Annotated in this window: 12 protein-coding genes; 4 read left to right on the top strand and 8 right to left on the bottom strand. The window is 62.6% G+C overall.

The window, feature by feature from the left end:
* Nucleotides 1-7 precede the first annotated feature (7 nt).
* Together Q0X62_RS00340 and Q0X62_RS00335 are read left to right on the top strand one after the other, a co-directional pair.
* Nucleotides 8-1,528, top strand: coding sequence for a tryptophan halogenase family protein (locus tag Q0X62_RS00340; protein ID WP_297730396.1), 1,521 nt, complete (start codon nt 8-10; stop codon nt 1,526-1,528).
* Nucleotides 1,528-3,243, top strand: coding sequence for a glycoside hydrolase family 43 protein (locus Q0X62_RS00335; RefSeq protein ID WP_297730394.1), 1,716 nt, complete (start codon nt 1,528-1,530; stop codon nt 3,241-3,243). Before Q0X62_RS00340 ends, Q0X62_RS00335 begins: the two co-directional genes overlap by 1 nt.
* 697 nt (nt 3,244-3,940) lie before the next feature.
* Here the strand turns inward: Q0X62_RS00335 and Q0X62_RS00330 are convergent.
* Both Q0X62_RS00330 and Q0X62_RS00325 read right to left on the bottom strand, forming a co-directional pair.
* Nucleotides 3,941-6,802 (bottom strand): glycosyl hydrolase 115 family protein, encoded by a 2,862-nt coding sequence (locus tag Q0X62_RS00330; protein WP_297730392.1) that lies wholly within the window; start codon nt 6,800-6,802, stop codon nt 3,941-3,943.
* Nucleotides 6,803-6,837: 35 nt separating this feature from the next.
* Nucleotides 6,838-9,189: a glycoside hydrolase family 3 N-terminal domain-containing protein gene (locus Q0X62_RS00325; protein WP_366946083.1), complete on the bottom strand. Its 2,352-nt coding sequence runs from the start codon at nt 9,187-9,189 to the stop codon at nt 6,838-6,840.
* 308 nt (nt 9,190-9,497) lie between these two features.
* On the opposite strand from Q0X62_RS00325, the gene Q0X62_RS00320 reads away from it, so the two are divergent.
* Both Q0X62_RS00320 and Q0X62_RS00315 read left to right on the top strand, forming a co-directional pair.
* Nucleotides 9,498-10,271 carry a FadR/GntR family transcriptional regulator gene (locus tag Q0X62_RS00320; protein WP_297730388.1) on the top strand — a complete coding sequence of 258 codons (774 nt, stop codon included), beginning with the start codon at nt 9,498-9,500 and terminating at the stop codon, nt 10,269-10,271.
* A 131-nt stretch (nt 10,272-10,402) separates the two neighbouring features.
* A complete protein-coding gene (locus tag Q0X62_RS00315) occupies nt 10,403-12,187 on the top strand; it encodes an IlvD/Edd family dehydratase (protein WP_297730386.1) in 1,785 nt (594 codons plus the stop codon).
* 9 nt (nt 12,188-12,196) lie between these two features.
* On the opposite strand, the gene Q0X62_RS00310 is transcribed toward Q0X62_RS00315, so the two are convergent.
* The 6 genes from Q0X62_RS00310 to Q0X62_RS00285 form a co-directional block, all read right to left on the bottom strand.
* A complete protein-coding gene (locus Q0X62_RS00310; RefSeq protein WP_297730384.1) occupies nt 12,197-13,060 on the bottom strand; it encodes an aldose 1-epimerase in 864 nt (287 codons plus the stop codon).
* Nucleotides 13,057-13,917 (bottom strand): SMP-30/gluconolactonase/LRE family protein, encoded by an 861-nt coding sequence (locus Q0X62_RS00305; RefSeq protein ID WP_297730382.1) that lies wholly within the window; start codon nt 13,915-13,917, stop codon nt 13,057-13,059. Before Q0X62_RS00305 ends, Q0X62_RS00310 begins: the two co-directional genes overlap by 4 nt.
* Before the next feature lie 82 nt (nt 13,918-13,999).
* Nucleotides 14,000-15,376: a sugar porter family MFS transporter gene (locus tag Q0X62_RS00300; protein ID WP_366946082.1), complete on the bottom strand. Its 1,377-nt coding sequence runs from the start codon at nt 15,374-15,376 to the stop codon at nt 14,000-14,002.
* Nucleotides 15,377-15,481: 105 nt separating this feature from the next.
* Entirely contained in the window at nt 15,482-16,240 is a 759-nt protein-coding gene (locus Q0X62_RS00295; protein WP_297730378.1) for an SDR family oxidoreductase, read from the bottom strand.
* A complete protein-coding gene (locus Q0X62_RS00290) occupies nt 16,237-17,397 on the bottom strand; it encodes a fumarylacetoacetate hydrolase family protein (protein ID WP_366946081.1) in 1,161 nt (386 codons plus the stop codon). The genes Q0X62_RS00295 and Q0X62_RS00290 overlap by 4 nt, the downstream gene beginning before the upstream one ends.
* A 116-nt stretch (nt 17,398-17,513) precedes the next feature.
* Nucleotides 17,514-18,563 (bottom strand): LacI family DNA-binding transcriptional regulator, encoded by a 1,050-nt coding sequence (locus Q0X62_RS00285; RefSeq protein ID WP_297730374.1) that lies wholly within the window; start codon nt 18,561-18,563, stop codon nt 17,514-17,516.
* Nucleotides 18,564-18,572 lie beyond the last annotated feature (9 nt).

Here is an 18,572-nt window from a genome sequence, read left to right as displayed (position 1 = left end):
GACAGACATGAGTGATCAACGTATCCGCAAGACCGTCATCGTGGGTGGCGGGACCGCCGGCTGGATGACCGCCGCAGCCCTCGGGAAGGTCCTGGGCCCGGACTATGGCAACATCACGCTGGTTGAAAGTGACGCCATCGGCATAGTCGGTGTCGGGGAAGCGACCATCCCGCAGATCAAGATCTTCAACACCATGCTCGGTCTCGACGAGGATCGCTTTATGCGAGACACGAAGGGCAGCTTCAAACTGGGGATTCAGTTCGTCGATTGGGGCCGCAAGGGCGAGCGCTATTTCCACCCCTTCGGCCCGTTTGGGGTCAACATGGAAGGCGTCTCCTTCCATGCGTTCTGGCTACGCATGAACCAGCTCGGTGAGCCTCACCCCATTACCGATTATTCCCTGCAATCCGTCGCCGGCGAGAACGGGAAATTCATGCGCCCGATCGCCAATGCCGGGACCTCACCGCTGGGCCAGATAGCCTATGCCTTCCATTTTGACGCCCATCTCTACTCGAAATTCCTGCGCGGCTTTGCTGAAGAGCGAGGGGTCAAGCGCGTGGAAGGCAAGGTCACACAAGTGCACCAGCGCGCCGAAGACGGCTTCATTCAATCCGTGGAGCTGGAGAATGGAGACCGAATCGAGGGCGATCTCTTCATCGACTGCTCGGGGTTTCGCGGCCTCCTGATCGAACAGACGCTTAAGGCAGGATATGAGGACTGGACGGACTGGCTGCCCTGTGACCGGGCGCTCGCCGTTCCATGCGAAGGCGTCGGCGACATCACGCCCTATACCCGCGCCACCGCGCGCGAGGCCGGCTGGCAGTGGCGCATACCGCTGCAGCACCGCACCGGCAATGGCTATGTCTTCTCGTCCAACCACATCTCCGAGGACGAAGCCGCCGCAACCCTCCTCGCCAATCTGGATGGCAAACCGCTGGCCGACCCAAAACTGCTTCGCTTCGTAACGGGTCGGCGCAAAAAGGCCTGGGTCAAGAATTGCGTGGCACTTGGTCTGTCGTCCGGCTTCCTGGAGCCGCTTGAATCGACTTCGATCCACTTGATCCAGAGCGGCATCGCCAAACTTCTCCAGATGTTCCCGCGCAAAAGCTTCGAGCAGGCCGATATTGACCGCTTCAATGCCCGGACCAAGGACGAATTCGAGCGCGTGCGCGACTTCATCATCCTGCACTACAACGCCACGACACGGGATGACACGCCGTTCTGGGATCATTGCCGGACCATGCAAGTCCCACCGGGTCTGGCCGAGAAATACCGCATTTTCGAGGGCTATGGCCGGGTCTTCCGGGAAAATGACGAGCTGTTCAACGACACCAGCTGGTTCGCCGTGATGATCGGCCAGGGCCTGAAGCCGCGATCTTTTGATCCGGTCGCAGAATGTCTGTCCGAGGACGAGACCCGACGCCGTCTGGCCCAGATCCGCCAGGCCATGCAGGCCTCGTCGGATCACATGCCGAACCATGCCCAGTTCATTGCCGGCAATTGCGCCGCCGAAACGGAGCCAATGTGATGACCCGCCATCTCCTGCTGGGCGTCAGCCTGGCCATACTCGCTGCCTGCTCTGCCGACACGCGCGAGACCCCGACCGGCGGCATTACCCCCGCCCGTTTCGAGCATTTCACCTATTCCGGTGGCGACCCGGTCCATGAGGGCGTCCCGCAGGATTCAGAAACCTACCTCAATCCGGTGCTCGGAGGCTTTTATCCGGACCCGTCCAATACGCGGGCGGGTGAAGAATATTTTCTCGTCACCTCGACCTTTGCCTATTTTCCCGGCCTGCCGGTGTTCCGCTCCAGCGACCTCGTCCACTGGGAGCAGATCGGCAATGCGATCGACCGGCCCGACCAGATGGATTTCGGCACGCTCGGCCTGTCGCGCGGCCTGTTCGCCCCAGCCATCGAATATCATGACGGGCTCTTTTACATCCTCAATACCTGCGTCGATTGCGGCGACAATTTCCTGATCACGGCCACCGACCCGGCCGGACCCTGGTCGGACCCGGTCTGGCTGCCCGATCTCGTCGGCGCCATCGACCCGTCGCTCTTTGTGGACGATGACGGCCGCGCCTATATCCTCAATAACGGTCCGCCGGATCGCGAACCGGAATATGAAGGCCATCGGGCTGTCTGGATCCAGGAATTCAATCTCGAAACGCTGGAGACGTTTGGCGAGCGCATTGTGCTGATCGATGGCGGCGTCGACTTTTCCGAACAGCCGATCTGGATCGAAGGCCCGCACATCTACAAGGTTGACGGACGCTATTACCTGATGGCGGCCGAGGGCGGCACGGCGGAGAATCATTCCCAGGTCGTGCTGGTCGGTGACGCGCCGATGGGTCCCTACACCGCGTACGAAAACAATCCGGTCCTCACTCAGCGTGACCTGCCGCGCGACCGCGCCAATCCGATCACCTCGGCCGGCCATGCCGATCTCGTGCAGACACCGGACGGTGACTGGTGGGCCACCTTCCTCGCCGTGCGTCCCTATGGCGATGACCAGTACAATACCGGTCGCGAGACCTTCCTTATGCCGGTGAGCTGGGAGGGTGGCTGGCCACGCATAACAGCACCGGGCGAGGCTATTCCCTATGCCACCGCGCGCCCCGACCTGCCAGCCGGCGATCCGGACATCGCCCCGATGGCGGGGGCCTTCACGGTCGTCGACGAGTTCGACACAAGCGAGATGGGGCCGGACTGGATGATGATGCGCAATCCGCGCGAAAACTGGTGGCAGCTCGACGGCGAAGCGCTGGAACTTGAACCGCGCCCGGTCGGGCTGGGTGACTTTTCCAACCCGTCCTATTTCGGCCGACGCCAGCAGCACATGTTCGGCCAGGCAGAGCTGGCCTTCAGCTTTACCCCCGACACGACTGGCGCGCGGGCCGGGCTCGCCGTCCTTCAAAATGACGAGTACTGGTTTTTCATCGGTCTCGAACAGACTGAGAACGGGCTCGCCATCCAGCTACGGCGTCGTGCCGGCCGCGACACTCCGTCAGACGGCACCGTTATCGCCACAGCCCCGGTCGATCTGGGCGACGGCGCCATGATCGAGGTCCGGGCCACGGCCCGCGGGCCGCGCTACGATTTTGATTATCGCCTGCCTGATGGCGGCTGGCAGAACCTGCTGCGCGGTGCCGACGGGACCATTCTCTCCACCCGCACCGCAGGCGGTTTCGTCGGCGTCACCATGGGCCCGCACGCCTATACGCCGAGCCACCCTGACTAGCGCTTGCCGCCCGCGCGCTCGCCGGCGCCGCGCCCTTGATGAGCAAGACGGAGTGGTGAGGCCGCAGACGGCATGGGGCTTCGCCTCGCCTCCACCCCTTTTTCATCTATCCCGGAGGTGCGCAGCGCCATCCGGGATAGATGGGTTTGGTTTGCGGCGGCGGTAGCGGCAAGGCGGAGACAAGTTCCGCTTATCCCCGCCCTGGCACCCAAAAACCGTCATCCCGGCGCAAGTCAGGACCCAGTCTCGCAGGCGCGATTTTGCCAAGCCTGGCAACAGCTTGCGTCGCGCACTGGGTCCCGGCCTGCGCCGGGATGACGGTTTTGGAGCGGAAATTTTCACAAAACTTATCCGCCCCCCTTCCACGCAGCGCCATAATGCCCTCGGTTTTCGGGACGGGAGGCGCGAGCTCAGTCACTTGTGCCCGGAGGCGAGCGGAGCCTGTCCGCGCGTTGGATGTGACAATCCAAAGCTCCGGCAGGGCGTGCGATCAGGTCGCGGGGCACTAAACGACCGACCCCATCTACCTGGCGCATTGGAATCGGGGTGGAGACAGCCCGGGAAAACTCCGCGTGCGGGATGCTTGTCGAAGCTACCCTCATTAAATCAGCGCCTTATCGGCTCCGGCCGGCATCCCGCACCCTCCTCCTGCCCAAACCGCCAGGCGCAAGCGCCGTGGCGATATCGGTGCTTGGGTCTACTCGCTGCGCGCGCTGGCGGGCGGTCCCAGATAACTGTCGGGAAGGTCGCGCGTGCGCAGCGATACCCGCTGGAAGACCAGGCCGGGATCGATGAGCCAGAGCCGGATGGTGTGTGCGCCCTCTGCCTCGACGTTATGGCGCGTGGTCAACACGGTGACACTATCGGCGACATTGCGCATCCAGGCCTCGTGACTGCCATCGCCCTGGACATTGACGACCTCGATCGGGCCGTTATCGAGCTGGATTCCATAACGCATGCCACCGCGGTCGAGATAATCGAGCGTCGGCGACAGGGTGACATCGATCTCGACCTCGCCCGTGGACCAGAGATAGACCGGATAGTCGAGATAGGGGCCCTCGCCCGGCGCGTGGGAGGGTGAGTTGGCGGGCAGGACGCTCATCCCGGAGCGGCTGCGGCCGATCTCGGGAATCTCCACCCAGGCAACACCGTCAGCATTGACCGACGCAGCCTGGTCGGCAGCCTCGATCGTGACGTGGCCATCGGCCTCGACGAAGTGCCCCGGCGCCGGATCGGTCGCCCGCTGGCGGGCAATGACCGGCACCGTGTAGGAGGCGCCACCAGACCCGATGACCATGATCTGACCGGCATGCTCGCCCGGTGCCAGCGCTGTCCAGTCGATCGTGACGTCCACCTCGCCGGCACCGCCCTCAGTGCGGGACAGGATAATCCAGTCCGCGCTCACCGAAAGCTCCGCCACAGCCGGACTGTGGCCGCGATCGAACAGCTCGATCTGCCGCTCTGCCTGGCCATGGCGCTCGAACACAAGCGCCTCGCCGCCGCTCGACAGGGCCAGCCCGAGATGGGCGCCATCAAGCGGCTCGACGCGAACGGTTTCCGGCAGAAGATCTTCCTCCGGCTGTTGCCAATAGGTGTAGGAGATATGGGTCTGGGACATGAAATGATTCCATTTCCCGTCCGCCACATCCTGGTGATAAATCCGCTCCAGCTCGGCATCGCGCTCGAACAATTCAGCGACCCGGTCTGCCGCCTCATTCGCCGTGACCCGGCCCTGCGCCGCCCACAGACGGTTGCGCGCCGTCTCGATGTGGAGCGAAGTGAGGTTGGCGCTGGCCTGGATCGGGAACCAGACCAGCTGGACGAAGGCATCGTCATAAGTCTCTGGCAAGCGGGCCCGGACGGCATCGGCCTCGGCCGCGAGCGCTTGCCAGTCCGCCTCGACCCGATCCGCCTCATCAAAACCGGTCAGCGAGAAGGTCTCGGCATCAATCAGCTCGGGTTTGCGCCGGGCATTGTACTGGGTGTAGCGGGTCAGGAGTTCCGCAATCGCGCCCGCCTCCGCCTCGCCAAACTGTTCGGCGGCCCAGTCCTGCGTATAACCGGACATCGCCTCCAGCGTCATGGCCTCGGGATCCCAGGCCTGGTCGAGGAAGAAGCTGATCGGGAATTCCATCGGCTTGAGATCGCCGACATTGACGATCCAGAGCTCATGAGCGCCATGCTCCCAGGCCAGGTTCATCTGCTCCCAGGTCCGTTCGATCTGGGTCGTGTTGAGCCATTTATAGTTCCGCGGATCGCCGACATAGTCGAAGTGATAATAGACGCCATAGCCGCCCTCGCGGTCGGCGCCGCGGGCGGGCAGGCGGCGGATATTACCCCAATTGTCGTCGGCAAAGAGCAGGGTCACATCGTCGGGCACATCCATGCCCTGGTCGAAATAGTCCTGAACTTCCTTGTAGAGCGCCCAGACCTGGGGTGTTTCGGACGCCGGACGACCGGTTACCTCGGTGATGATCTCACGCTGGGCCTCAACCACGCTTTCCAGAAGCGCGATGGCTGTACCCTCGGTCATGGCCTCATCGCCATCACCGCGCATGCCGATCGTCACCAGACTCTCATGCTCGCCCATGCGCTCGACACCCTCGCGCCAGAATTCGCGCAAGGTTTCGGGGTTGGCGGCGAAGTCCCACGGCCCCTCGCCATAGCGGGCCCATTCGACATGCGCCCGCATCAGCGGCTCATGGTGGGAGGTCCCGATCACCACGCCATACATGTCAGCGGTCGGGGCGTTGAGCGGATCATCGTCGGAGAAGGCCTTCCCCCACATGGCCGGCCAGAGATAATTGGCGCGCTGGCGCAGGATCAGCTCGAAGACCTGCTCGTAGAAATCATGGTTGAAACCGCCATAGGTCTCATTGACCCAGCCATAGAGCGCCGGGTTTTCGTCATTCAGGAAAATCCCGCGATAGCGCACCGAGGGTGCGTCCCTCCGATGGCCAGCCGAGACCTGGAGCTGGTCGTGGCGGTCAACCGGCACATCCGCCCACCAATGCCAAGGCGAGACGCCGGCAGCGCGGGAGACGTCATAGACACCATAGATCGTGCCGCGCATGTCAGCGCCGGCGATGACCAGCGCCCGCTCTATGCCCGGGGCCGGATTGTCGACGACCTGGTGAAGATAGGCTTCCCACACCCCGTCAACACCGGACACATCGAGCCGCCCTTCAGCGACCAGGGCATCAATGAGGCCGTTGCCGCCAAGCGTCCCGACAATGACGGCACGACCAGCCGCCACTTCAACACCCGACGCAACGGGTTGGCCGGACACGGCTGCCAGGTCTTCGGCGAGATCACCGGCCGCCCGCAACAAGCCGGGTGCGTCGTCGGGATCCGTGATGATAGCCGCGGCCAGACCGTCGGCGACAAGCGCAAAACCGTCAGCAGCAGGACGACCGGGACAGATTGTGGCCTCACCCGCACAACCCGTCCCGACGTCCGCCTCGGAGGAGATTTCTGGCCTGTCAGCCTCCGGCTGACAGGCGACCAGGATGACCGCAAGGACGGCCGGAAGAATGTGCCAGGTTGAAGTCCAGCGCATGGGGCCGCCTTTCGGTTACGTGTCGGTACGTCGGTTTAGTCTTCGGTCACGGTGAGTGTGACCGATTGCAGATCGGTCGAGTCCGCGCCCACCGAGAGGGTGAAAGTGCCGGGCTCGACCACACGTTCCATGTCGAGATTCCATAGTGACATCGCACGCTCTGTGACTTCAAAACGCAGGGTCTGGCTCTCACCCGCATCGAGGGAGACCCGCTGGAAACCCGCCAATTGCAGGACTGGCCGTGTCACCATGGCGAGATCATCTCGGATATAGAGCTGGACGACGTCGTCACCGGCACGATCACCGGTATTGGTCACATCAACCTCGACGAAAGCACTCTCACCGGCCGAGATCATGTCCTCGACCAGGCGCGGCTCTGACATGTCGAATGTGGTGTAGGACAGGCCGTAGCCGAACGGGTAGAGCGGGGCTTCCTCGTCAAAGAGATAGCCGCGACGGGCCGACGGTTTGTGATTGTAGAAGACCGGAAGCTGGCCGACTGAACGGGCAATCGTCACCGGCAAATGGCCACTCGGATTGACCTCGCCCAGGACGACGTCGGCGACGCCATTGCCGGTTTCCTGACCCAGATACCAACCTTCGATCAAGGCATCGGCGTTTTCGGACAGGAAGTTGACGGCCAGCGGGCGGCCATTCAGCAGGACGACGATGGTCGGCTTGCCAAGGGCGAAGATTTCGCGGGCCAGGTCGAGCTGCTGTCCGACCAGTTGCAGGTCGGCGCGGTCGCCCAGATGATTGTCGGCCCAGGCTTCGCGGCTGAGCTGCTCGTTCTCGCCGAGCACCATCAGGATGACATCGGCCTCGCGGGCCGTCGCCACGGCGGCCTCGATCAGTTCGGCATTGACCGCGGGATCGACGAGATCGACCTGGTCAGCCGCCCATTGCCGGCTCTCGGTCAGGCGCACGCCTTCCGAATAGACGACGTCAAAGCGGTCATCGGCGGCATTCTGGAAACCTTCCAGAATGCTGACCACATGACGCGGCTGGTCGGAATAGCCCCCGATCGGGGTATCGACCGCGTGGGTGCCGATCACGGCCAAAGTGCCGATAGCCTCCGGGTCGAGCGGCAGGGTGTTGTCGCGATTCTCCAACAGCACCATGGCGCGTTGCGCCGCCGTGCGGGCCAGGGCGATGGCATCGTCCGTGGCCGTACCGGCCACCGCCGCGTCGGCGTCGGCATAAGGGTTTTCCCACACGCCCGTCAGGAATTTCAGGCGCAGGATGCGGCGGACGACCGTGTCGATCTGCTCTTCGCTGATCCGGCCTTCGGCCACCATGTCCGGCAGGCTGAGGAAGCCGTCCCCATGGGGCAGTTCGACATCGACACCGGCTTCAAGGGCGCGGACAGCCGCATCCTCGATATTGTCATACATGCGGTGGCGGCTGATCAGTTCGCGAATGGCGAAATAGTCGCTGACGACCAGACCCTCATAACCCCACTCATCACGGAGAACATCGGTCAGGAGCCAACGGTTGGCATGGCTGGGAACGCCATCAATCTCGTTATAGGAGGCCATGATCTGCATGACTTCCGTCTCTTCAACGAGGCGCTCGAAGGGCAGCAGGAAATTCTCCCGCAATTCCCGTTCGGATATCTGGGCCGGACCGATATTCATACCGCTTTCGGGCTGACCATGTCCGGTCATGTGCTTGAGCGTCACGAAGACGCGGTCTTCCGCGAGCGGCAGGTCATCACCCTGGAAACCACGGACGGCGGCGATGCCCAACTCGGAAACCAGATAAGGATCCTCGCCATAGGTTTCCTCAATCCGTCCCCAGCGCTGATCGCGGGCAATGTCGACGATCGGAGCCAGCGTCAGGTGGACGCCGCGCAGGCGCATCTCGCGCGAAGCGACGTTGAACACACCCTCGAGCAATTCGGTATCCCAAGTCGATGCGAGGCCAATGGATTGCGGGAAACTGGTTGCGTTTGGCGCCACATAGCCGTGCAGCGCCTCTTCGTGGAAGAGGAGCGGGATGCCAAGGCGTGTCTCTTCTATCGCCCAGCGCTGGGCGGCATTGATGTATTCGACGGTCTCACGCTCATCGCGATTGAGCGCCCCGGCATTGGCACCGGCCGCCTGGGTGCCGGGCTCGACGCCCTGGCGGTCATAGGGACGGGAGATCTGACCGAGGCCGTTGGGATAGTTCTCGGAGGCTCGCTCGGCCGAGAAGTCGCCGGACGGGGTCTGGATTTCAGCCTTGTTCTGCCAGATGCCGATCATCTGGGCGACTTTCTCCTCGAGCGTCATGCGCGAGAGCAGATCCTCGACCCGGGCCTCGATCGGCTGGCTGGCATCGCGATAGATCGCATCCGGACCCGGCCGGTCTGGCGCCTGCGCGGCGCAGGCGGATTGCGCGGCCATCGCGGCCAAGAGGGTGGCTGGCAAGGCCATCCGGCCGGTCTGCCGGACAAATTCATAGGCATGCGTCAAGACGCTCATATTGGTCTCTTCCCCTGTCACAGGCCGGACTTCACTTACCCGGCGCTTGCTGTTTGCCCGATAGTAAGACGAGGCAAGGGGGGCAGGTCAATGCATTTGTCCGAGTATATGACGCCATATGGACACCTAAGGCCCCGGGAAGTATGACCGTACAGGCAAAACCCGTGATTTTCCGACGGTTTCGCGATGCGAAATCGATCCGGTACACGGCAGGAGTGAAGGATCTCGACATGGCACCGACAGACAAAACATCGGACAAGCCGCGTCGGCGGACAGGAAATCCGGCCCGAATTCATGGTACGATCGCCCATGATCTCGGCGTCGCGATCGTTTCGGGTCAATACGCCCCGGGCGAGATCCTGCCGAACGAGATCAACTTCTCTGAACGGCTGAAAGTCTCCCGCAGCGCCTATCGCGAAGCGGTGCGCATCCTGTCCGCCAAGGGGCTGGTGGAGAGCCGCCCGAAAACCGGCACACGCGTCACCCAGCCGCAACGCTGGAATCTGCTCGATCCCGATGTACTCGCTTGGTATTTCGCGACTGAGCCCGATCCCGACCTGATCGACGGCCTGTTCGAGCTGCGCATGATCATTGAGCCCGCCGCCGCGGCACTGGCCGCGGAAAGACGCGAACCGCATCACCTGACCATCATGCGGCAAGCCTTGATGAATATGGAGCGGCATACGCTCAACACCGAAGAGGGCCAGAGCGCAGACCGGGCCTTCCATGATGCCGTCCTGGAAGCGTCCGGCAACATGCCGCTGCGCAGCCTGGCGAGCACAATCGGCGCCGGCGTTCGCTGGACGACAGTATACAAGGCCCGCAAGGACGAATTGCCGCGAGACCCGATGCCAGATCATTGGCGCGTCTTCGATGCAATCGCCGCTGGCGGCCCGGAAGCGGCCCGCAGCGCCATGGCGGAGCTTGTCGGAGCCGCGCTTCGCGATACCGCGCGCGCCCTTCGCCGCAGCCAGAAAGCCGATGCCGGCGACAACGCACGCTGATTCTGCTTCGGATTTTCAGGAGTTTGGACGCCTCGCCTCACCAACGCGGCTTGCTAGCGCGCCAAATGCGCTCTATTTGTCGGAGTAATCCATCCCTTCCATCAGGGGATTACCGACCATAGAGATCTTTCATGACGAAACGCCTGCGATCACGCGCCTGGTTTGACAATCCTGAAAACCCGGACATGACAGCGCTCTATCTGGAGCGCTACCTGAACTATGGACTGACACTGGAAGAGCTCCGCTCCGGCAAGCCGATCATTGGCATCGCACAGACCGGGTCCGATATCGCACCGTGCAATCGCCACCATATCGAATTGGCGAAGCGGGTTCGCGAAGGCATACGGGAAGCGGGCGGCATCGCACTCGAATTCCCGGTCCACCCGATCCAGGAAACCGGCAAGCGCCCGACCGCCGGCCTTGATCGCAATCTCGCCTATATGGGACTGGTCGAACTGCTCTACGGCTACCCGCTTGACGGAGTCGTCCTGACGGTTGGCTGCGACAAGACTGCGCCGGCCTGCTTGATGGCGGCAGCAACGGTCGACATCCCGGCGATCGCGCTTTCGGTTGGTCCGATGCTGAATGGCTGGCGCCAGGGCAAGCGAATCGGTTCCGGGTCCATCATCTGGCAGGCCCGCGAAATGATGGCGCGCGGCGAGCTGGACTATGAGGGCTTCATCGAACTGGTGGCCACTTCGGCACCCTCAGTCGGCTATTGCAATACGATGGGCACGGCTTCGACCATGAATTGCCTGACCGAGGCGCTCGGCATGAGCCTGCCCGGCTCGGCCGCCATCCCGGCGCCCTATCGCGAGCGTGGCCAGATTTCCTATCAGACCGGCAAACGCATCGTCGATATGGTCCATGAGGACCTCAAGCCATCCGACATTCTCACCGAGGATGCCTTTCTCAACGCCATCGCCATCAATTCCGCGCTGGGCGGCTCAACCAATGCCGCTGTCCATCTGACAGCGCTCGCCCGTCATTCCGGGGTCGACCTGCCGCTCAAGCGCTGGCAAGAGCACGGGCACAAGATCCCGCTGATGGTCAACATGCAGCCGGCTGGTGCCTATCTGGGCGAGGATTTCCATCAGGCTGGCGGTGTTCCCGCCGTCGCAGCCCAGCTCATGGCGCAAAACCTCCTTCGCGAGGCGGCGAAAACGGTGAACGGCCAGACAATCGGTGAGAATTGCCGTGGCGCCGAGATCATTTTGCCGGATGTGATTTGGCCCTTCGACGCACCCTTGCTCAAGGATGCCGGTTTTGTCGTTCTGAGCGGCAACCTGTTCGACAGCGCCTTGATGAAAACCAGCGTCATCGCCAAGGCCTTCCGCGAGCGCTATCTGTCGGACCCTGATGACCCGAATGCGTTTGAAGGCACGGTGCATGTCTTTGACGGCCCGGAAGACTACCACAAACGCATTGATGACCCGGCCGAGGCGATTGGCGATGACGGCATATTGGTGATGCGCGGATCCGGCCCGATCGGCCATCCCGGTGCCGCAGAAGTCGTGAACATGCGCCCGCCAAATTATCTGATCAAACAAGGCATTACCGTGCTGCCATGCATAGGCGATGGACGCCAGTCCGGCACCTCCGGATCGCCCTCGATCCTGCACGCCTCCCCGGAAGCGGCGGCGGGCGGCAATATCGCCTTGATAAAGACCGGCGACCGACTGCGGATCGACCTCAACGCAGCGACGGTGGACTGGCTCGTGCCGGAAGAGGAAATCCAGGCACGCCGCGAGGCCCTGGAGGCGAGTGGCGGCTATCCCTACCCGGCGTCCCAGACGCCTTGGCAGGAACTCCAGCGCGACACGATCGGACAATTGGAGACGGGCGCGGCGCTCGAACCGGCCGTGAAGTACCGCCGCATCATCGAGACCTTCGGCAATCCGCGCGATAATCACTGAGGCTGCGGGTCACCCCGGGCGCGCAGACACATCCAGGCCGATGCGGATGGTCAGGACCTCCGTCTCGCCTGGCGCAAGAACCGGCATTTCACCCACTTGACCATGAACGGCATCGGGACGGTGAGTCACCGGTTCAAGACAAACATTCGCGCCCCCGGGCGGCGTATAGACGTGCAGATGTCGGGCATTGGCAGACGCTTCAAGCCTGGCACGCCCGGCCAGGGTGTTGATCAACGCAACGCCCGACCACCCAACATAACAATGGTCAATCCGGTCCGCGTCCCGGACTGACCGCCCACCCTTGAAACAGGCGATGACCTCGGGCTTTGAGAGCCGATCGGGGATCTGCGTGTCATCTACCAACCAGACCTGCCCGGCATCAAAGTCGACGCTAGGCGCGCCACCGAGCTGGAAACAGGGATGGAAACCCAGCCCCGCCGGCATCGGGTGATCCCCGGTATTGGTGACAGACAACACCTGAGTCAGCCCGGCCTCCGTCAACGCGAAGGATTGGTCCCCACGCCAGCTTGAGGGCCAGTCCTCCGCTGAACGTGTCAGGCCGAAAGCCGCGGACGTGTCCGACTGACCGAGCACGTCCCACCCCATCAGCCACCCGTTTCCGTGCAAGGCATGCGGTGCGAAGTCCGCGAGTATGGCCAAATCGATCGTCTTTCCGTCCCAGTCGAAATGCCCGCCGGCAATCCGGTTGGCATAAGGGATAAGCGGGAAGTTCGCGGTCGCGACCACAGATGACGGTGGCACCGGCGTCGGCCTGAGTATATCGCGTCCGCACCATCGCAGGGCGAGAACCGCGCCGCCGATACCCGGCGCCAGCTCGGCCTCATAGCCAGCCGCCGCCAGCTTCAATCTCACAGCTTGATCAGAGATTGGGGCTGTCCGGGCGTGTCCACCCGCACTTTGAACAATCCGCCGGCCAGTGGCTGGCCCTCGCGTTGATCGGGGGTCTGGTGCAGCCAGGCCGTGGTGCAATACAGCGTGCGCAGATCGTCATCGCCGAAAGCAGCTTTTGTGACAGCGGATACGGGGAATTCGATTTTACCGAGCTTGCGTCCGTCCGGCGCGTATCGGGCGACGCCCCAACCTCCGAAAAGACCGATCGTCAGGACGCCCGCACTATCCATGGAGGGGCCATCGCAATAGCCCTCATCCATGACCGCAAACACACGCCGATTGGAGATGTTTCCGTCGGCATGATCAAAGGCCTCGACCGTCTTCTCCAGCGTGTCGTGATGATAGAGCGTTGTGCTGTCAGGGCTGAGGACCGGGCCATTGGTGACGCCGTAGCCGTCGCCTTTCAACACAACGCCGCTGTCCGGCGTCCAGCGATACAGAGCTCCGGTCTTGTCGCGCTCGCTGTCGTCCATGGAGCCGAACCAGAGGGATCCGTCCGGCGCGACATAGCCGTCATTGAGCCGGTTCTGCGGACGATCAATCTCGACCGCCGTGAGAAGGTTGAACTCGCCCGAAACGGGATCGAAGCGATAGAGCCCGCCGCGAACACCGCAGACCAGGCTGCCATCCTCGGCCGGCAGGGCAAAGCCGCTCTGGTCCGGCGTGTCCCAGCTGGCCTTTGAGCCATCATCGACGCCGTAGCGATGTAGTTTGCGGCCCTTGATATCGACAAACCAGACGCAGCGATCGCGCGCGGACCAGACCGGGCCTTCGCCCAGTTCGGCCTTGAGGTCCCAGATCAGTTCAACTTGGCTCATGGCGTCATCGTGCACGTGGACGTTTCGGAAAAGAGACCCGGGCAGGTCGCCCCACCCGGGTCTGCAGGGACAATCGTGACGTCTAGCCTTCCATATCCTCCAGCTCTTTACCGCGAGTTTCGCGAACCATCTTGATCACGAACCAGATCGAGATGACGGCGAAGACGGTATAGATGCCGTAGGCGCCCGCCAGCCCGATCGAGCTGAGCAGGGAGAGGAAGGTGATGGAAATCAGGAAGTTTGTTCCCCATTGGAAGAGGCCGGCAACTGCCAGGCCGGATCCGCGGATCTGGTTGGGGAACATTTCACCCAGCATGACCCACATGACCGGGCCCCAGGAGAAGTTGAAGAACATCACATAGACATTGGCCGCGACCAGGGCGAGCAACGCCATATTGTCCGACAGGCTCAGCGAGCCTTCGATCAGCTCACCGGTCGAGAAAGCGAAAGCACAAAGACCGAGCGTGATCGCCATGCCGATCGAACCGATGATCAGCATCGGCTTGCGGCCGAGCTTGTCGATGACGAGCAGGGCAACAACCACCGAACCGATCGACAAGGCCCCGGACAGGACATTGGTCAAAAGCGCATCACTCTCGGTGAAACCCGCCGCCTGCCAGAGCACAGCGCCATAATAGAAAATGATGTTAATGCCGACCAGCTGCTGGAAGCTGGCCAGACCTATGCCGACCCAGACGATCGGGCGGATCTTCTTGGTGATCGGGCTGATCAGATCGCGCAAGCTGGGCTGGTGGTCATCAGCCAGCGAGGCCTCGATTTCCCCGACCTTGCGCTTCGCCGATACCGGCCCGAACAATTTGGACAACACACCGGTCGCTTGCTCGGTTTTCTTCTTGAAAACCAGGAAGCGGGGGCTCTCCGGGATGGAGAATAGCGCGATCAGGAAGATCACGGCCGGCAGGAGTTCCATCCAGAACATCCAGCGCCATGTCTCGAAACCGAGCCAGAATTCCACGGTCGAACCGCCCGCGGTCTGGGCCAGCAGATAGTTGGACAGGAAGGAAAAGAACAGACCGGCAATGATGGCGATCTGCTGGATGGTGGCGAGACGTCCGCGAATGCTCGCTGGCGCGATCTCGGAGATGTAGGCCGGCGCCATGACGCTGGCAGCACCCACGGCCAGACCGCCCAGAAGGCGATAGATCACGAACTCTGTCGAGCCACCCGCAATCCCCGAGCCGAAGGCGGAAACAATGAAGAACACAGCGGCGACAACAAGCAGGGTACGGCGCCCGAAAATGTCAGCCGCCCGACCGGCGATCAGCGCGCCGACCGCACAGCCCAGAAGCATCGACGCGACATTCCAGCCCGTCCCGATCTCTTCCGAGTTGAAAGCCGTCTGGAGACCATCAACAGTGCCGTTGATCACGCCACTGTCATAACCAAAGAGGAAGCCCCCGATCGTCGCAACGATCGCGATGGCGAGGATATAGCCCATATTCGGCGCTTCGGCGGGTACCGAAGCGCTTCCGGCGCTATCTGCCGTTTCTGTCATTGTCCAACTCTCCCCATATGGGCCTTTGGCCCTTCTTGATGATGCGTCTTATCTCCAGCCCGCATCGACGAAATACGCGTGTCCGGTACAGGCCCGGGCGTCATCGGACGCCAGGAACAGGGCCATGGCCAGAATGTCCTTGGGCTCCACTCGCAGTTTCAGGCACTGGGCGGCGACAATCTCGGCTTCGCCTTCCGGCGTGTACCATTTTTCCTGGCGCGGCGTTTTGACATTGCCCGGCACAATACAGGCGACGCGGATGCCATCCGGTCCCAGCTCGCGCGCCAGGGCGCGTGTCATGCCCTCGATTGCCGCCTTGGCCGTCTGGTAGACGGACAAGTCCGGCAGGGCGAGATGCCAGGAGATCGAGCCGAGATTGATGACAACCCCAGCCCCCTTTTCTTTCATACCCGCCGCGACGGCGCGCGTGGCGAAATACTTGTGCCGCAGATTCACCGCCATCCGGTCATCCCAGTATTCCGGTGTGACATCGGCGATCACGTGACGATCGTCATTGGCGGCATTGTTGATAAGCACATCCACCGCGCCAAAGCGCGTACCGATTTCGTCGAAACACGCATGAAGCGCATCGAGATCGGTCAGATCGCAATGTCGATAGACCGGTGCCGGATCGAGGCTTGAAAGCCGCTCAGCCAATGCCTCGCCTGCATCATCACAAATGTCCAGAAACACGACTTGCGCGCCCTGACGGCAAAAACCTTCGGTCAGCGCAGCACCAATGCCGGACCCGCCGCCGGTGAGGACAACAAGCCGTCCCTTGAGCGAGGGATAGATTGCAGCGCTCATCGGGCACCTCGCAAGAGGCCGCGCTCCGCCAGGTTATGCATCAATCCGGCAATGCCGAGGGTCCAGGCCGGTGCCTGGTCGCAGGTCGTGACCTCATTGACGAGCGCGCCTAGGCGCGGCGTGGAGACCGTCACGCGATCCCCGATCTTGTGGGTGAAGCCCTGTCCCGGCGCATCTCGATCCGCGACAGGCGCGAACATGGTGCCGAGCATGAGCGCGAAACCATCGGGATACTGGTGATGCTTGCCAATGGCCTGTCCAACCAGTTCGAGCGGATCACGGCTGATCTGCGACATCGAGCTCTGGCCGCTCAGCGTGAAACCGTCCCGCCCCTCGATCTCGAGCGAGATCTCGGCCTGACGCACATCATCCAGACCGAACGCGTCGTCGAACAATCGAATAAAAGGCCCCAGCGCACAGGACGCGTTATTGTCCTTGGCCTTGCCGAGCAAGAGGGCTGAACGGCCCTCGAAATCGCGCAGATTGACATCATTGCCCAAGGTGGCACCAACCGGCCGCCCGCGACCATCGCAGACGAGGGCAATCTCGGGCTCCGGATTATTCCAGTCCGAGTCGGACCGGACCCCGACCTTGTCGCCCCAGCCAACAGCTGACAGAGCCGGGGATTTGGTGAAAATCTCGGCGTCCGGACCAATCGCCACTTCCAGATATTGTGACCACAAACCGTCCGAGATCAGCGCCGCCTTCAGCTCGGCTGCGGACTTGGATCCCGGCTTGACCGAGGCAATATCGGCCCCGATCCGGGCCTGCAACGCCTCGCGGATGTCGCGCGCCCGGTCGGCGTGACCCTGGGCCCGTTCCTCGATCACACGCTCGATCGCGGAGATGGCAAATGTGACGCCGGACGCCTTCACGCATTGCAGATCGACCGGGGCCAGAAGCCGGGGCACCCCGGATGAGGCTTCGGCGAAATCAGCCGCCAGACCAAGATCCTCGATTGATCCGAGATCCTGCCCATCGGCGGCATCAAGCGCGTCGATATCGGCAAGGGCCTCCGAGACCGTGGCGGCAAATCGCGAGATATCAAGAACGCGCCCGTGGCGGACGAGAACCGGTGTCGGTCCGTCCGGCAAGGCAAGACGGCCGATCAGGACAGCAGCGTCCCGGTCCGCCGGCAGGCAGTCAGCTAGCTTGATCATTCCTCCCCCGAGGATTGTCTGCGGCAACAGGTCCATTTCGGACTTTTTAATAGCGCTAACATCAATTTGTCGGACAATGAAGTCAAGCCTTCTGGTGGGTGTGAATCAAAGAATCAGGATTTGTCCGGGACCTGGCCGGTCGAGGCGCGCACGATGAGCTGGTGCGGGAGAAGCTGATCGATTGGCGCCCGGCTGTCGCGCCTTGACTGATCGCGGGATTCCTGCAGGACCAGCCGCAGGGCAGCCTCCGCCATGCGGGCCACGGGTTGTCGGATTGTGGTCAGCTCCGGCCAGACGGCCGTCGCGAGGGGCGTGTCATCGAAACCGGCAACAGACAAATCCCCCGGCACATCCAGACCGCGCCGGTGCGCGGCAGCCAGAGCACCGGCGGCCATGTCATCATTGGAAGCAAAGATAGCGGTCGGTGGATGATCCGACGATAACAGGCGTTCGGCTGCCTCGAATCCCGATCGATAGGTAAAGTCTCCGGGCTCCACCAGACAGTCGGCAGGGGGATCGGCACGCCGGATTTCTGTCTCGAAACCCAACAGACGCTCGACACTGGCGGTCTGATTGACGGCTCCCTTGATAAAGCCGATCCGGCGATGCCCGAGCTCGATCAGGTGTCGCGTCATCTCCGCCGCGGCTGCGAAATCATCCATGCGAACGCCATGGGCATCAGGCCGTGCGTGCCCTGTCCCCACTGCAATCGCCACAACACCCGCCTCTCGCAGTGCGGCAATTGCACTGTCAGACTCCGCATGGGGAGCCGGCAGAATGACGCCCGCCATGCCGCCGGCAATCAGTCGCCCGATCGCGGCGGCCTCACTCTCCAGAGACGCGTCACACTTTTCGATGACGAGGAGCGCGCCACTTGTCTGAGCACCATCCAGTGCGCCGACCAGGAATTGCGACAGATAACCGGCAGACGGGTTGGAATAGAGCAGGCCGATCCGGCCAGCGCCGTTGCGCGCCAGGCTGCGCGCGGCTGCATTGGGCGAATAGCCCAACGCCTTGACGGCCCGCATGACGCTGTCGCGCGTCGATGCCTTGACGCCGGGCACATTGTTCATGACACGCGAAACCGTCATCAGGGAGACACCCGCCTCCCGCGCGACGTGATCCATGGTCACGCCCCCAGTGCGCTTCTTGCTTCTGCTCACGCGGCCTCC

It is taken from the genome of uncultured Maricaulis sp. (assembly GCF_947259345.1).
Lineage (GTDB): Bacteria > Pseudomonadota > Alphaproteobacteria > Caulobacterales > Maricaulaceae > Maricaulis.
This window is presented reverse-complemented; position numbering and strand designations above follow the sequence as displayed.

Bases quoted from the DNA above. Each gene is read 5' to 3' on its own strand.
- Q0X62_RS00325 (WP_366946083.1), bottom strand. From the start codon at position 9,189: ATGGCCGCGCAATCCGCCTGCGCCGCGCAGGCGCCAGACCGGCCGGGT.
- Q0X62_RS00295 (WP_297730378.1), bottom strand. From the start codon at position 16,240: ATGAGCGCTGCAATCTATCCCTCGCTCAAGGGACGGCTTGTTGTCCTC.
- Q0X62_RS00305 (WP_297730382.1), bottom strand. From the start codon at position 13,917: ATGAGCCAAGTTGAACTGATCTGGGACCTCAAGGCCGAACTGGGCGAA.
- Q0X62_RS00335 (WP_297730394.1), top strand. From the start codon at position 1,528: ATGACCCGCCATCTCCTGCTGGGCGTCAGCCTGGCCATACTCGCTGCC.
- Q0X62_RS00330 (WP_297730392.1), bottom strand. From the start codon at position 6,802: ATGCGCTGGACTTCAACCTGGCACATTCTTCCGGCCGTCCTTGCGGTC.
- Q0X62_RS00320 (WP_297730388.1), top strand. From the start codon at position 9,498: ATGGCACCGACAGACAAAACATCGGACAAGCCGCGTCGGCGGACAGGA.
- Q0X62_RS00340 (WP_297730396.1), top strand. From the start codon at position 8: ATGAGTGATCAACGTATCCGCAAGACCGTCATCGTGGGTGGCGGGACC.
- Q0X62_RS00315 (WP_297730386.1), top strand. From the start codon at position 10,403: ATGACGAAACGCCTGCGATCACGCGCCTGGTTTGACAATCCTGAAAAC.
- Q0X62_RS00300 (WP_366946082.1), bottom strand. From the start codon at position 15,376: ATGGGCTATATCCTCGCCATCGCGATCGTTGCGACGATCGGGGGCTTC.